At 34.4% G+C, this 13,656-nt stretch carries 13 protein-coding genes; 5 read left to right on the top strand and 8 right to left on the bottom strand.

Annotated features, from left to right (window positions below; all coding sequences use genetic code 11):
- The first annotated feature begins 2 nt into the window (after window positions 1-2).
- Together DXC23_RS07185 and DXC23_RS07180 are read left to right on the top strand one after the other, a co-directional pair.
- Window positions 3-2,165 carry an immunoglobulin-like domain-containing protein gene (locus DXC23_RS07185; RefSeq protein WP_021361842.1) on the top strand — a complete coding sequence of 721 codons (2,163 nt, stop codon included), beginning with the start codon at window positions 3-5 and terminating at the stop codon, window positions 2,163-2,165.
- Complete coding sequence (locus tag DXC23_RS07180) at window positions 2,113-3,285, top strand: IS256-like element IS256 family transposase (protein WP_000195429.1); 1,173 nt, start codon at window positions 2,113-2,115, stop codon at window positions 3,283-3,285. Before DXC23_RS07185 ends, DXC23_RS07180 begins: the two co-directional genes overlap by 53 nt.
- Window positions 3,286-3,414: 129 nt before the next feature.
- Here DXC23_RS07180 and aph(2'')-Ia read toward each other — a convergent pair whose 3' ends face one another.
- From aph(2'')-Ia to DXC23_RS12665, 8 genes are all read right to left on the bottom strand, one after another.
- A complete protein-coding gene (gene aph(2'')-Ia, locus DXC23_RS07175; protein WP_001028144.1) occupies window positions 3,415-4,854 on the bottom strand; it encodes an aminoglycoside O-phosphotransferase APH(2'')-Ia in 1,440 nt (479 codons plus the stop codon).
- Window positions 4,855-5,247, bottom strand: a complete 393-nt coding sequence (locus tag DXC23_RS07170; protein ID WP_000393259.1) for a GNAT family N-acetyltransferase — start codon at window positions 5,245-5,247, stop codon at window positions 4,855-4,857.
- 2 nt (window positions 5,248-5,249) lie between these two features.
- Complete coding sequence (locus DXC23_RS07165) at window positions 5,250-6,740, bottom strand: primase C-terminal domain-containing protein (protein ID WP_002380753.1); 1,491 nt, start codon at window positions 6,738-6,740, stop codon at window positions 5,250-5,252.
- Window positions 6,741-7,134: 394 nt separating this feature from the next.
- Complete coding sequence (locus DXC23_RS07160; RefSeq protein WP_002380754.1) at window positions 7,135-7,374, bottom strand: helix-turn-helix domain-containing protein; 240 nt, start codon at window positions 7,372-7,374, stop codon at window positions 7,135-7,137.
- 361 nt (window positions 7,375-7,735) lie between these two features.
- Entirely contained in the window at window positions 7,736-8,473 is a 738-nt protein-coding gene (gene erm(B) / locus DXC23_RS07150; RefSeq protein WP_002292226.1) for a 23S rRNA (adenine(2058)-N(6))-methyltransferase Erm(B), read from the bottom strand.
- 124 nt (window positions 8,474-8,597) lie between these two features.
- Window positions 8,598-8,681 (bottom strand): 23S rRNA methyltransferase attenuation leader peptide, encoded by an 84-nt coding sequence (locus tag DXC23_RS07145; protein WP_001814874.1) that lies wholly within the window; start codon window positions 8,679-8,681, stop codon window positions 8,598-8,600.
- Between the two features lie 150 nt (window positions 8,682-8,831).
- The gene (locus DXC23_RS07140; RefSeq protein WP_231299128.1) at window positions 8,832-9,653 is read right to left on the bottom strand and encodes an IS3 family transposase; all 822 of its coding nucleotides are present in this window, start codon (window positions 9,651-9,653) and stop codon (window positions 8,832-8,834) included.
- Window positions 9,643-9,990, bottom strand: coding sequence for a transposase (locus DXC23_RS12665; RefSeq protein WP_004615306.1), 348 nt, complete (start codon window positions 9,988-9,990; stop codon window positions 9,643-9,645). The genes DXC23_RS07140 and DXC23_RS12665 overlap by 11 nt, the downstream gene beginning before the upstream one ends.
- A 759-nt stretch (window positions 9,991-10,749) precedes the next feature.
- Between DXC23_RS12665 and DXC23_RS07130 the strand changes: the two genes are divergently transcribed.
- The 3 genes from DXC23_RS07130 (at window position 10,750) to DXC23_RS07120 (ending at window position 13,595) form a co-directional block, all read left to right on the top strand.
- The gene (locus tag DXC23_RS07130) at window positions 10,750-11,196 is read left to right on the top strand and encodes an NfeD family protein (RefSeq protein WP_117705451.1); all 447 of its coding nucleotides are present in this window, start codon (window positions 10,750-10,752) and stop codon (window positions 11,194-11,196) included.
- A gap of 21 nt (window positions 11,197-11,217) precedes the next feature.
- Window positions 11,218-12,120, top strand: a complete 903-nt coding sequence (locus DXC23_RS07125) for an SPFH domain-containing protein (RefSeq protein WP_117705450.1) — start codon at window positions 11,218-11,220, stop codon at window positions 12,118-12,120.
- Window positions 12,121-12,206: 86 nt separating this feature from the next.
- Entirely contained in the window at window positions 12,207-13,595 is a 1,389-nt protein-coding gene (locus tag DXC23_RS07120; protein ID WP_117705449.1) for a putative ABC transporter permease, read from the top strand.
- Window positions 13,596-13,656 lie beyond the last annotated feature (61 nt).

Below are 13,656 nucleotides of genomic sequence, written 5' to 3'. Positions count from 1 at the left end.
CTATGAAGAAAAAACAAGTCCTTGCAGTAAGTTCCGCATTGATGATTGGAACAACAACTGCACTTACAGGGCTTCCTACTCCTGTCATGGCACAGGAAAACACAGAAGTTGTGCAGGAAGCCGTTGTAGAAGAAAACAAGACAGAGCAAGTTCCTGTGGAACAGAAAACAGAAAACGCAGAAGTACAAGAGAATATAACAGACAAGGAACAGGAAGAAACTGCTGAAAATGCAGAAACTTTAAAAGAAGAAAGTACAAAACAGGAAACACCTGCAACACCAGAAAAAGAAGTGGTTACCGAAGATAAGACCGTTGAAGCAAGCAAAAATACAGAAGTAAAAGCTGGAAGCATTGCTATTGATGAAGCACATTTTCCAGACAAAGTATTTAGAGAACAAATCATTGCAGAATTTGATAAAGACGGCGATAGTGTGTTATCTGTTGATGAAATATCAAAAGCCCAATTCTTAAACTTGCATGATATGAAAACGATATCTTCATTAGAGGGTATTCAATATCTAACAAATTTGCAGTCTTTAGATGTTTCTACGACTTCTGTTTCAGACTTAAGTCCGGTTAAAAACTCATCTTTAAAAAGATTAGATTGTCGTTCTTCAAAAGTAAGAAGCGTTGATTTAACACGTTATCCGAATTTGGAAGCTTTCGTTTGCGATAATACATCAATTAACAGTCTTGATGTATCTAAGAATGAAAAATTGAATACGTTATTTGCAGATAGTACCTCTATTTCCAATTTAGATGTAACAAACAATCCTAACTTAGAACAACTATCTTGTAGCAATACAGGATTAATGGAACTTGATGTCACACATAATCCGCAATTAGTCACTTTAGATATAGGAGATACAAAAGTAAAAACACTTGATATAAGTAAGAACCCTAATTTGAAACAACTATCATGTTATATGACAAATATAGCTGAATTAGATGTAACAAAAAACACAAAACTGACACGCCTTTTTTGTCATGATACAACTATTAAAAAATTAGATTTAAGCAATAATTTAGAACTTGAAATGCTACGTTGCGGTGAAATTTTTGAACAAGGGATAAGAGGTCTTGATATAAGTAAAAACACAAAAATTAAAAAATTAATTTGCGATGATTTATACTGGTTAAATGTCGGAGAGAATAAAGTTCTTGAAAATAATCATGCTTTTGTAGGCAACGGTTATATTGATATTAAAGGGAATAAAATCGACTTAAAAAAAGATGTTGAACAAGGAATAGATATTTCAAAAGTAAAAGTTACTGCAAATGGAACTTTAGATAAAGATACAGGAATTATAACGGTAGATGATGTAAAAAAACCAGTTACTTATGAGTATGATTGCGGTACTTATAAAGACGGAAACGTTGTTTTAAAAGTAGAATTATCGTTAAACTCACAAGGAGAAGATAATACAGCACCAACTATTTCTGCAAATGATGTTACATTGAATGTAGGCGATACTTTCGACCCATTGGCAAATGTAACAGCAACAGATAAAGAGGACGGAACTATCACTTTGACAAAAGATAATATTGTTGCAAATGATGTAGATACTTCTAAGGCTGGTACTTACCATGTGACTTATAAAGTAACAGATAAAAACGGAGCTTCTGCTAAAAAAACGATTACTGTAACTGTGAAACAAAATACAGGCGACCTTAACTCTGCTCCAATCATTTCAGCAAATGATGTTACATTGAATGTAGGCGATACGTTCGACCCATTGGCAAATGTGACAGCAACAGATAAAGAGGACGGAACGATTATTTTAACAAAAGATAACATTATTGCAAATGATGTAGATACTTCTAAGGCTGGCACTTATCATGTAACTTTCCGTGTAGTAGATAAAAATGGTGCAATTACTGAAAAAACAATTACAGTTACCGTAAAAGAAAAAGTAACAAATAAACCTGTAAGTCCACAACAGCCACAGAAACCGAGCAAGCCAACTACTCCAACAAAGCCTAGCGGACAAAAGAACCCTGTAAAAACAGGTGATATGACAAACGTAGGATTGTTTACTTCTATGTTTGCTGGTTCAACCGGTGTATTAGCTGTTTTATTAACGACAAAAACATACCCAGGAGGACTTTTACATGACCCAAGTACATTTTACACTGAAAAGCGAAGAGATTCAAAGCATTATTGAATATTCTGTAAAGGATGACGTTTCTAAAAATATTTTAACAACGGTATTTAATCAACTAATGGAAAATCAACGAACAGAATATATTCAAGCAAAAGAATATGAACGAACAGAAAACCGACAAAGTCAACGAAATGGCTATTATGAGCGCAGCTTTACGACACGTGTAGGCACGCTAGAATTAAAAGTACCCAGAACACGTGATGGCCATTTTTCACCCACAGTGTTTGAACGTTATCAACGAAACGAAAAAGCCCTCATGGCTTCAATGTTGGAAATGTATGTATCAGGCGTTTCAACTCGTAAAGTATCAAAAATTGTGGAAGAACTTTGTGGTAAATCCGTCTCTAAGTCCTTCGTTTCTAGCTTAACAGAACAGCTAGAACCTATGGTTAACGAGTGGCAGAATCGTTTATTATCAGAAAAAAATTATCCTTACTTAATGACCGATGTACTCTATATAAAAGTACGAGAAGAAAATCGAGTACTCTCAAAAAGCTGTCATATAGCGATTGGAATAACCAAAGATGGCGACCGTGAAATTATCGGCTTCATGATTCAAAGTGGCGAAAGCGAAGAGACCTGGACAACATTTTTTGAATACCTAAAAGAACGCGGTTTACAAGGTACGGAACTCGTTATTTCTGATGCGCACAAAGGATTAGTCTCTGCCATTAGAAAATCCTTCACCAACGTAAGTTGGCAAAGATGCCAAGTTCACTTCCTAAGAAATATCTTTACCACCATTCCTAAAAAAAATTCAAAATCTTTCAGAGAAGCTGTTAAAGGAATTTTTAAGTTCACAGATATTAACTTAGCGCGTGAGGCTAAAAATCGATTGATTCATGATTATATCGATCAACCAAAATATTCAAAAGCTTGCGCATCATTGGATGATGGATTCGAAGACGCCTTTCAATATACCGTACAAGGAAATTCCCACAATCGACTAAAGAGTACCAATCTAATTGAACGACTGAATCAAGAAGTACGCAGAAGAGAAAAGATTATTCGCATCTTCCCCAATCAAACATCAGCCAATCGCTTAATTGGAGCCGTTCTTATGGACCTACATGATGAATGGATTTATTCTTCAAGAAAATACATCAATTTTGATAAGTAGAAATGGTAAAAACATTGTATAGCATTTTACACAGGAGTCTGGACTTGACTCACTTCCTTTATTATTTTTCATTTTTTTAAACTATTTAATACTAATGTCTTTTATAATAGCTTTTCATATATTATATAATCAATCTTTATAAGTCCTTTTATAAATTTCTTTTCTACCATTTTCGATAAATTCCTGTTTAATATTTTTAATTCCATAAACAATAGTTTCAATAGGATAATATTCTTCAACTATATCTTGATATTCTTTTGCTTTCTCAATATCTATATTTCCATACATTCTTAATATATCTTCTCCAAAATTTGTTCCTATTTCTTCTTCACTATCTTCAAGTAAGTATATAAAATCACAATATTCATCTATAATTCCAGAATCTCCAAAATCAATTATTCCAGTTAATCTATTATTGCCATCTAACAATAGATGATTACAACTAAAATCATTATGGCATAAACACTTTTTACCCTCAAAAACTGTTGTTGCATTTAGTCTTTCCATAAAACTTTCTATATAATCTTTTTCTATATCAGTTAAATCATTATAAATAGTTTCACGCAACAATATATACTCTTCTAATACATTTTGTTTATTATCAATAGTACATTCACTAATATCTGTATAATCTAAACCGTGCATTTGTCTTAAAAAACTGGCAATATCTCGTTTTAACAAATTTTGTTCTTCTTCTGACATAGTAGAATAAATTTCTGGTGTTAAAAAAGTTCCTTTAATTTCTTTATAACCTAGTATAGATAATTCATCACTAATATACGAATATTCAATATTAGGAATTTTTACATTAGTTTCTAAATTTGTATTTAAAAAATTATATATTGCTTTTTCTTTTGCATAACCTTTTTTCTTATTAGTACTAAATTTTGTTTTAAAAATGTATTCATTATTAACTAAATATGCCACACTATCATAACCACTACCGATTATTTCAATACTATCTACTTTGAAATTATCAAAGTAATGCTCAATTAAATATTTCATTGCCTTAACATTTGTGGCATTATCATCATATCTATATTCCATTAAATAACAATCTTCTTTTTTGCCCTCGTGTAATTCATGTTCTGGCAAATCTTCAATAATTCTAAAACCAGATTTTTGGTATGCCCTTATTGCTCTTGGATTATTTTTATGAGGGTCTAAAATAACTGCATTAGCATTTCTTTCTTTTTTCAAAAATTCAAAAATCAATTTAATATATCTTGTACCAATTCCTTTACTCCAATAATTTGGCTCTCCTATAAATTGATCCATACCATAGACTATCTCATCAGTTTTTGGATAATGATAATCAGTATATAACTCATCATACATTTTATATATTTGTCCATATCCAATAGGAACATTGTTATATTCAATAATTACTCTAAAAACTTCATCTTCCCAAGGCTCTGTATAATGTTTTTTTAATGATTCTAATGTATATTTTTTATCTCTACCACCATAAAATTCTAATACTCTTTCATCAGTTAACCATTTTAACATCAAAGGAAAATCATCATCTATTAAAGTTCTTATACATATTTCATTTTCAACTATATTCATTTATTTATCACCTTTTTCATAATCATATACATATACTATTTCATCTTTATAATCATTTTTACCACCTAATTTTTCATATACATGGCAAGCTCTAGGATTACCTTTATCAGTTATTAAAAACATTTCAGAACAACCAATCTCTTTAGAATATTCCTTAATAAAAGATAATAATTTTGAACCATAACCTTTGTCTTGATAGTTAGGTAACATTCCTATTGAGTGTAAATAAAACATTGTTTTTCCATCAGGTCTTAAAAGTGTATAGCAATATGCAAATCCTATAATTTTATTATTTTCTTTAGCTATAAACCCAAATGAACTGGTATCATTAAGAAATCCTTTTAAATTATCAATATCAAAAACCATATTATCATCAATTAAAACTTCTTCCATTTTCAGCCTGTATCATAGCTAAACAAATCGAGTTGTGTGTCCGTTTTTGGGCGTTCTGCTAGCTTGTTTAAAGTCTCTTGAATGAATGTATGTTCTAAGTCAAAAAACTCTGACAGCGCCTTTATATAGCTTTCTTTTTCTTCTTTTTTTACTTTAATGATCGATAGCAACAATGATTTAACACTAGCAAGTTGAATGCCACCATTTCTTCCTGGTTTAATCTTAAAGAAAATTTCCTGATTCGCCTTCAGTACCTTCAGCAATTTATCTAATGTCCGCTCAGGAATGCCTAGCGCTTCTCTAATCTCTTTTTTAGTCGTCACCAAATAAGGCTTGTATACATCACTTTTTTCGCTAATATAAGCCATTAAATCTTCTTTCCATTCTGACAAATGAACACGTTGACGTTCACTTCTTTTTTTCTTGAATTTAAACCACCCTTGACGGACAAATAAATCTTTACTGGTTAAATCACTTGATACCCAAGCTTTGCAAAGAATGGTAATGTATTCCCTATTAGCCCCTTGATAGTTTTCTGAATAGGCACTTCTAACAAGTTTAATCACTTCTTTTTCTTCTAAGGGTTGATCTAATCGATTATTAAACTCAAACATATTATATTCGCACGTTTCGATTGAATAGCCTGAACTAAAGTAGGCTAAAGAGAGGGTAAACATGACGTTATTACGCCCTATTAAACCCTTTTCTCCTGAAAATTTCGTTTCGTGCAATAAGAGATTAAACCAGGGTTCATCTACTTGTTTTTTGCCTTCTGTACCGCTTAAAACCGTTAGACTTGAACGAGTAAAGCCCTTATTATCTGTTTGTTTGAAAGACCAATCTTGCCATTCTTTGAAAGAATAACGGTAATTGGGATCAAAAAATTCTACATTGTCCGTTCTTGGTATACGAGCAATCCCAAAATGATTGCACGTTAGATCAACTGGCAAAGACTTTCCAAAATATTCTCGGATATTTTGCGAGATTATTTTGGCTGCTTTGACAGATTTAAATTCTGATTTTGAAGTCACATAAACTGGCGTTTCTAAAACAAAATATGCTTGATAACCTTTATCAGATTTGATAATTAACGTAGGCATAAAACCTAAATCAATAGCTGTTGTTAAAATATCGCTTGCTGAAATAGTTTCTTTTGCCGTGTGAATATCAAAATCAATAAAGAAGGTATTGATTTGTCTTAAATTGTTTTCAGAATGTCCTTTCGTGTATGAACGGTTTTCGTCTGCATACGTACCATAACGATAAACGTTTGGTGTCCAATGCGTAAATGTATCTTGATTTTCGTGAATCGCTTCTTCGGAAGTCAGAACAACGCCACGTCCGCCAATCATGCTTTTTTTTGAGCGATACGCAAAAATAGCCCCTTTGCTTTTACCTGGCTTGGTAGTGATTGAGCGAATTTTACTATTTTTAAATTTGTACTTTAACAAGCCGTCATGAAGCACAGTTTCTACAACAAAAGGGATATTCATTCAGCTGTTCTCCTTTCTTACGAAAATTAATTAGTTAGAAGCTACGATCAAAGTTGAATCACAACAAAAAAGGCAATCAACTAAGTTTTTCTTAATTGATTGCCTGGTATCTTCTTAAAGACTTGAAATTCCCTCAAAAACCCGATATAATGGGTTTACAGATATTTAAGTATCTGATTAATAAAGTAATTAAATACTTTACCAAATTTCGGGTCTCGACTTCTTTAATTGATTGGTGGTAATCAATTAAGGCTCGCAACTTATTTTCTTGGCGGAAAATAAGTTGGTCGTGGCTCTTTTTTTGTATTCTTTATTCAGTTCGTTGTTTCGTTATATCTAGTATACCGCTTTTAAAAAAAATAAGCAACAATTTCGTTAAATATATTAACGACAATCATTGCTTCTCTTCTTCTATTTGCAACTCTACTTGTTCTAATTCATTAGGAATTAAGTCAATAACTAAGGTTGAGTTTGTCAATTCTGCAATTCGTTCCAATGTTTTTAATGTCGGATCTGATTTTCCTGATTCAATCAATGAATAATTTGATCTACTCATTTCTAATTCTTGGGAGAATTTTTCTTTTGATTTGGTACCTCTCATCTTTTTTAAGCTTTCTCTAAATGCTAGTTCCAAGTTTCTCCCTCCTGTTTATGTAAATATTTTGCACGTTTTCCATTTAATTATATCGTTACACCTTGTAAATCACAAGTGATTAATCACAAATCACTTGTGATTAGTGATTGTTATTGGTGTTGCCTAGAACGATTCTAAGCACATGTTTAATTTTAAAGTGGGCAATTATCTTTAAAATGTCCTACAATGATTCAATAAAAGCATGGCTGCTAGTGAAACTTGCGACCATGCTTTTAAAAATACTTAATGGGGTCCCGAGCGCTTTAGCTCCTTGGAAGCTGTCAGTAGTATACCTAATAATTTATCTACATTCCCTTTAGTAACGTGTAACTTTCCAAATTTACAAAAGCGACTCATAGAATTATTTCCTCCCGTTAAATAATAGATAACTATTAAAAATAGACAATACTTGCTCATAAGTAACGGTACTTAAATTGTTTACTTTGGCGTGTTTCATTGCTTGATGAAACTGATTTTTAGTAAACAGTTGACGATATTCTCGATTGACCCATTTTGAAACAAAGTACGTATATAGCTTCCAATATTTATCTGGAACATCTGTGGTATGGCGGGTAAGTTTTATTAAGACACTGTTTACTTTTGGTTTAGGATGAAAGCATTCCGCTGGCAGCTTAAGCAATTGCTGAATCGAGACTTGAGTGTGCAAGAGCAACCCTAGTGTTCGGTGAATATCCAAGGTACGCTTGTAGAATCCTTCTTCAACAATCAGATAGATGTCAGACGCATGGCTTTCAAAAACCACTTTTTTAATAATTTGTGTGCTTAAATGGTAAGGAATACTCCCAACAATTTTATACCTCTGTTTGTTAGGGAATTGAAACTGTAGAATATCTTGGTGAATTAAAGTGACACGAGTATTCAGTTTTAATTTTTCTGACGATAAGTTGAATAGATGACTGTCTAATTCAATAGACGTTACCTGTTTACTTATTTTAGCCAGTTTCGTCGTTAAATGCCCTTTACCTGTTCCAATTTCGTAAACGGTATCGGTTTCTTTTAAATTCAATTGTTTTATTATTTGGTTGAGTACTTTTTCACTCGTTAAAAAGTTTTGAGAATATTTTATATTTTTGTTCATGTAATCACTCCTGAAGTGATTACATCTATAAATAAATACAGAAGTTAAACGATTTGTTTGTAATTTTAGTTATCTGTTTAAAAAGTCATAAGATTAGTCACTGGTAGGAATTAATCTAACGTATTTATTTATCTGCGTAATCACTGTTTTTAGTCTGTTTCAAAACAGTAGATGTTTTATCTACATTACGCATTTGGAATACCAACATGACGAATCCCTCCTTCTTAATTACAAATTTTTAGCATCTAATTTAACTTCAATTCCTATTATACATATAGTGGTTCAGTTGTCAAGACAAAAATCTAAGCTTTTTATAATGAACTGATATATGTAACTGGGTAGGGGAGAAAATCCCCCCTTAGGCTGCATGATCATCCAGTAACAGAATCGGATAATAGCAGGATGCCGGTGTTTGCTTATTGAGTGCAGAATGACAACGTTCAAAGTTGTAAGTGTGCACATATTTACCGATTGCCTTCCGTGCTTCTCTGATATTGTTATATTGGGTCAGATATGCTTCCTCGTACTTGAAGCTTCGGAACCATCGTTCAATCATGATATTGTCAGCCCACCGGCTTTTACCATCCATGCTTTGACGGATCTGGTTCTCTTTGAGGAAATTCATGTACTCATTGCTTGTAAACTGACAGCCCTGATCTGAATTCAGGATAACAGGTTTTGCCACTATAAACGCCTTTTTTAACGCAGTTATGACCATTCTGGTATCCAGAGTATCATCGACTTCCCAGCCAACGATACAGCGGCTGTACCAGTCAATCACAGCGGTCAGATACAGAAATCCACGCTTAATGGGGATGTATGTAATGTCGATTGACCATGCCTGATTTGGACGGTCGATAACGGCGTTACGTAGCAGATACGGGCAGACTTTAGCCTGTCGCATACGTTTAGAAAGGTTCATTTTTGGATAAATTGGATCAATCCCCATTTCATTCATATAACGGCGCGTTTTCCGGCGACCAACCTGATGCCCACGCTTCTTCAGTTGAGCAGACAGTTGTCGTGCTCCCCAGGCCGGATTATCCGTGTGTAATCGATCTATGATCGATTTGCAATCCAACTCCTCCTGAGATATGGGCATGCCCTTGTAATAAACACTGGTACGATTGATATCAAGAAGTGTAGCTCCTGTTTTAACTGGAAGTTCTTTAGTCTTCAAAAGGTTTTGGACTAAATTTACTCTCGTAGTCAGGTCCAAGTGTTTCTTCAGATTTTTTTTTCAACCAATCCACCTGCATGGTGAGCTGGCCAACTTTTTTCGCATATTCAGCTTTTTCCTTGCGTTCTAAAGCGAGTTTTTCTTTCAGATTATCCTCTCGTGTGTCATTAAAAACCACGGATGCTTTATCGAGGAACTCCTTCTTCCAGTTGCGGAGAAGATTCGGCTGAATATTGTTTTCGGTTGCGATTGTATTTAAGTCTTTTTCTCCTTTGAGCAGTTCAATCACTAATTCTGATTTGAATTTGGCAGAGAAATTTCTTCTTGTTCGAGACATAATAATAATCCTTCTTTCTGTAGTGTTTACAGTATATCAGATTCATTAAGAAATGTCTCTTGAAGTGTCTTAAATTACGATACCATTATAACAAAATTTTAAGATAATGCACTATCAACACACTCTTAAGTTTGCTTCTAAGTCTTATTTCCATAACTTTAGGGTTAACCATACGCAAGACCAATCACTCTCGGACAATACTCATGATTTTCGGTAAAAAACGTAAAAGAAATAAGAACAATTAACAAAATGTATAATAACAATCAATAGCGACTAATGATTTTCATGTAAAAGGACACCAAACTATACGGTGTCCTTTTCAAATTCTTACGTCATATCAAGGCTCATTCAATCGTGGTAAATTCGTGGTAAAATGAGTGCTTTCCTATATTTCAAAATGCTTGAAAGTATAGTGTTTATGCGGATAATCAAAAATCAGATATAAAATTTTATTTAAATAATAGTGTTAATTTTGAGTTAGGGCATTATTTCTGTTGAAATAATGCCCTTTTAAAATATCATAAAGCGTAGTTTAGCTTTTTATGTTAAGTAAATATGTATATATACTATGGATAAAATAATATTAAGCCGTAATTTGAAATGTTCAAAACGGAATACAATGCTGTGGGCGAGAATAGATTTTAACAGAATATCAATTAAATATTAATAAATCTATTAAAAATTATAGTATAATTTGAAAAAATAATTGACTGTATATTGTTCTTATGGTAGAATGTTGTTGTGAAAGGAGATGTGAATATGGAAGAGTATATGCCTTTTGTCTGGATTGGTATTGCAGTGGTTATGGCTGTGGGCGAGGCCGCAACAAATCAGCTTGTTTCAATATGGTTTGTCGTAGGTGCACTTTGCGCTGCCGTATCCTCTCTTATTACTTCGTCTGTGCTTGTTCAGGTTATAGTGTTTATCGTAGTTACCTGCGGTACGCTCATTGCTACAAAACCGCTTGTGGATAAGTATAAAAAAGGTCATAAGGAGGTAAAAACAAATTCCGACAGATTTATTGGGCAAACAGGTGTAATGCTTACCGATATTGACACTTTGGAAGCAGTGGGTCAGGTAAAGGTGAGCGGTGAAGTCTGGACCGCAAAGCTGAAAAATCCTACACCTGTAAAAAAAGACGATAAAGTCAAAATTCTTGCCATTGAGGGTGTAAAAATGATAGTTGAACCTTGGCAGGGAGAATAATTATTGAATGGAGAAATCAGAATGGGACCGTTAATTGTAATTGCAATTATTTTATTAATCATTTTAATTGCTATAATCAGCAATGTTAAAATCGTACCGCAGGCGCACGCTTATGTAGTTGAAAGACTCGGTGCTTATCACTCAACTTGGGGTACGGGCTTGCATGTAAAAATTCCTTTTATCGACAAAGTTTCAAGAAAAGTATCTTTAAAAGAGCAGGTAGTTGACTTCCCGCCTCAGCCTGTTATCACAAGAGATAATGTTACTATGCAGATTGATACCGTAGTTTATTTTGAAATTACAGACCCTAAACTTTACAGCTACGGTGTTGAGCGCCCACTTAACGCTATCGAAAATCTTACAGCTACAACTCTTCGTAATATTATCGGTGAGCTTGAGCTTGACAGCACACTTACTTCCCGTGACACTATCAACGATAAAATCAGAATTATCCTTGATGAGGCTACCGACGCATGGGGTATCAGAGTAAAGAGAGTTGAGCTTAAAAACATTCTTCCTCCTCGTGAAATTCAGGACGCAATGGAAAAGCAGATGAAGGCAGAGCGTGAAAGAAGAGCTAAAATCCTTGATGCCGAGGGTGAAAAGCGCAGTCAGATTCTTATTGCCGAGGGTCTTAAAGAGTCTGCTATTCTTAAGGCTGACGCTGTTAAGGAACAGAAAATCAGAGAGGCTGCCGGTGAGGCTGAGGCTATTCTTACAGTTCAGAGAGCTAACGCAGACGCACTTCGTATGCTTAACGAGGCTGCTCCGACAGACAGAATTATTCAGCTTAAGTCGCTTGAGGCATTTGCAAAGGCTGCTGACGGCAAGGCTACAAAAATTATCATTCCGTCAGAACTTCAGTCGATTGCAGGAAATGTTGCCGCAATTAAGGAAATCTGGAAAGATGAGCCGACTAAGTAAAATAGTACAATCTTAAATCAAAAATAAGGCATAAGGGTGCAGTTCTTTTCTGCACCCTTAGGTGCTTTTTTATAGGAAGTGAATTAATGATTCTTATTCTATGGACATTCGTTATATTTTCGTTTTTAGGCTGGGTTGGTAATGTAATACGAAACCTTGCTGTAAATAAAAAATTCAGAAATAACGGCTTTCTTACCTCGCCGTTTTTTCCAATGTACGGACTTACAGCTGTAATATGCAGATTGGTTCTCACTCCGCTTGAGAATTATCCGCTGCTTTTGCTTGTTGCGTCAATCGCACTTACAACAGGTATAATAGTATTGTCGGGATTTTTGTTTGAAAAAATACTCGGCTTTAAGGTATGGGATTATTCGCAGGCAAAATTTAGCATCGGCAGTTATATATCTTTGCCTTATGCATTGTTGGCAGGAATTTTCGGATTTGGTTTTATAAAAATATTTATGCCCGTATCCGATGCACTTGTTATGCTTATTCCGACTACAGTCAGCTATATAATTTTGTTTGCTCTGCTTGCAATAATTTTGCTTGACTATATTTTTTCTGTGATTACGGTTATAAGATTAAAACGCAGAATAAAATATTTAAGCAATATTGAAGAATTGCTCGGAGATGATGCGGACGAGGAAAAAATAAAACTTATAGGCGAAAACTGTAACAGACTTTTTACCGAGAATATATTGAGAAGGCGACTTGCCGGCGCTTTTCCGGACCTTAAAACAAGTGTTTATCTCGGTATGATTTCCGACAAGGTCGGCGAGGTAAAGGATAAGAATATGACCGAATATACGGCTGTTTTTGAAAACAAGGAGGAGCGCCCGTTTGCGTTCGGACTTTGTTTTACAAAGCTGTTTTACCTTTTTGTAATCGGTTCGCTTTTCGGTACAGTGCTCGAAACAATATGGGCATTTATGATTGACGGTAATTTTCAGGTGAGAGTCGGTCTTGTGTACGGGCCTTTTATCCCCGTTTATGGCGGCGGCGCTTGTTTTTTGACGGTAGTGCTTTATAAGCTCTACAAGCTCAACGATACGCTTATTTATGTTATCAGTGCTGTGGTGGGTGCAAGCTTTGAATATTTTTGCTCGTGGTTTCAGGAAACGCTTTTCGGTACGGTGTCGTGGGATTACAGTGATACTCCGCTGAATTTTAACGGACGCACAAACCTTATGTATGCGCTTATTTGGGGCTTTTTAGGACTTGTATGGGTGCGCTTTGTTTACCCTTGGCTTGCAAGATTAATTGAAAAAATACCAAAGCGTGCAGGCGGTGTAATGACAGCTGTACTCATTATATTTATGGCTTTCAATGCGTTTATGTCTTGTGCAGCGGTTTACAGATGGCAGGACAGAGCGGTAAATCCAAATACCGATAACGCCTTTGTGCAGTATATTGATGACCATTTTGACGATGAGAAAATGGAATTTCTGTTCCCAAATATGAAAGCACCTGATTAAATGAAATTAAGAAATAATACTCAGGTTTAGTAATCCGTCATTGCAAAGTGGCGGATTATTT

Source organism: Eubacterium sp. OM08-24 (assembly GCF_003438075.1).
In the GTDB taxonomy this organism is placed as follows: Bacteria; Bacillota; Clostridia; order Oscillospirales; family Acutalibacteraceae; genus Ruminococcoides.
This window is presented reverse-complemented; position numbering and strand designations above follow the sequence as displayed.

What these genes read in the sequence shown, in the direction of transcription:
- DXC23_RS07185 (WP_021361842.1), top strand. Translation starts at nt 3, where the DNA reads ATGAAGAAAAAACAAGTCCTTGCAGTAAGTTCCGCATTGATGATTGGA.
- DXC23_RS07180 (WP_000195429.1), top strand. Translation starts at nt 2,113, where the DNA reads ATGACCCAAGTACATTTTACACTGAAAAGCGAAGAGATTCAAAGCATT.
- DXC23_RS07170 (WP_000393259.1), bottom strand. Translation starts at nt 5,247, where the DNA reads ATGGAAGAAGTTTTAATTGATGATAATATGGTTTTTGATATTGATAAT.
- DXC23_RS07165 (WP_002380753.1), bottom strand. Translation starts at nt 6,740, where the DNA reads ATGAATATCCCTTTTGTTGTAGAAACTGTGCTTCATGACGGCTTGTTA.
- DXC23_RS07145 (WP_001814874.1), bottom strand. Translation starts at nt 8,681, where the DNA reads ATGTTGGTATTCCAAATGCGTAATGTAGATAAAACATCTACTGTTTTG.
- DXC23_RS12665 (WP_004615306.1), bottom strand. Translation starts at nt 9,990, where the DNA reads ATGTCTCGAACAAGAAGAAATTTCTCTGCCAAATTCAAATCAGAATTA.
- DXC23_RS07130 (WP_117705451.1), top strand. Translation starts at nt 10,750, where the DNA reads ATGGAAGAGTATATGCCTTTTGTCTGGATTGGTATTGCAGTGGTTATG.
- DXC23_RS07125 (WP_117705450.1), top strand. Translation starts at nt 11,218, where the DNA reads ATGGGACCGTTAATTGTAATTGCAATTATTTTATTAATCATTTTAATT.
- DXC23_RS07120 (WP_117705449.1), top strand. Translation starts at nt 12,207, where the DNA reads ATGATTCTTATTCTATGGACATTCGTTATATTTTCGTTTTTAGGCTGG.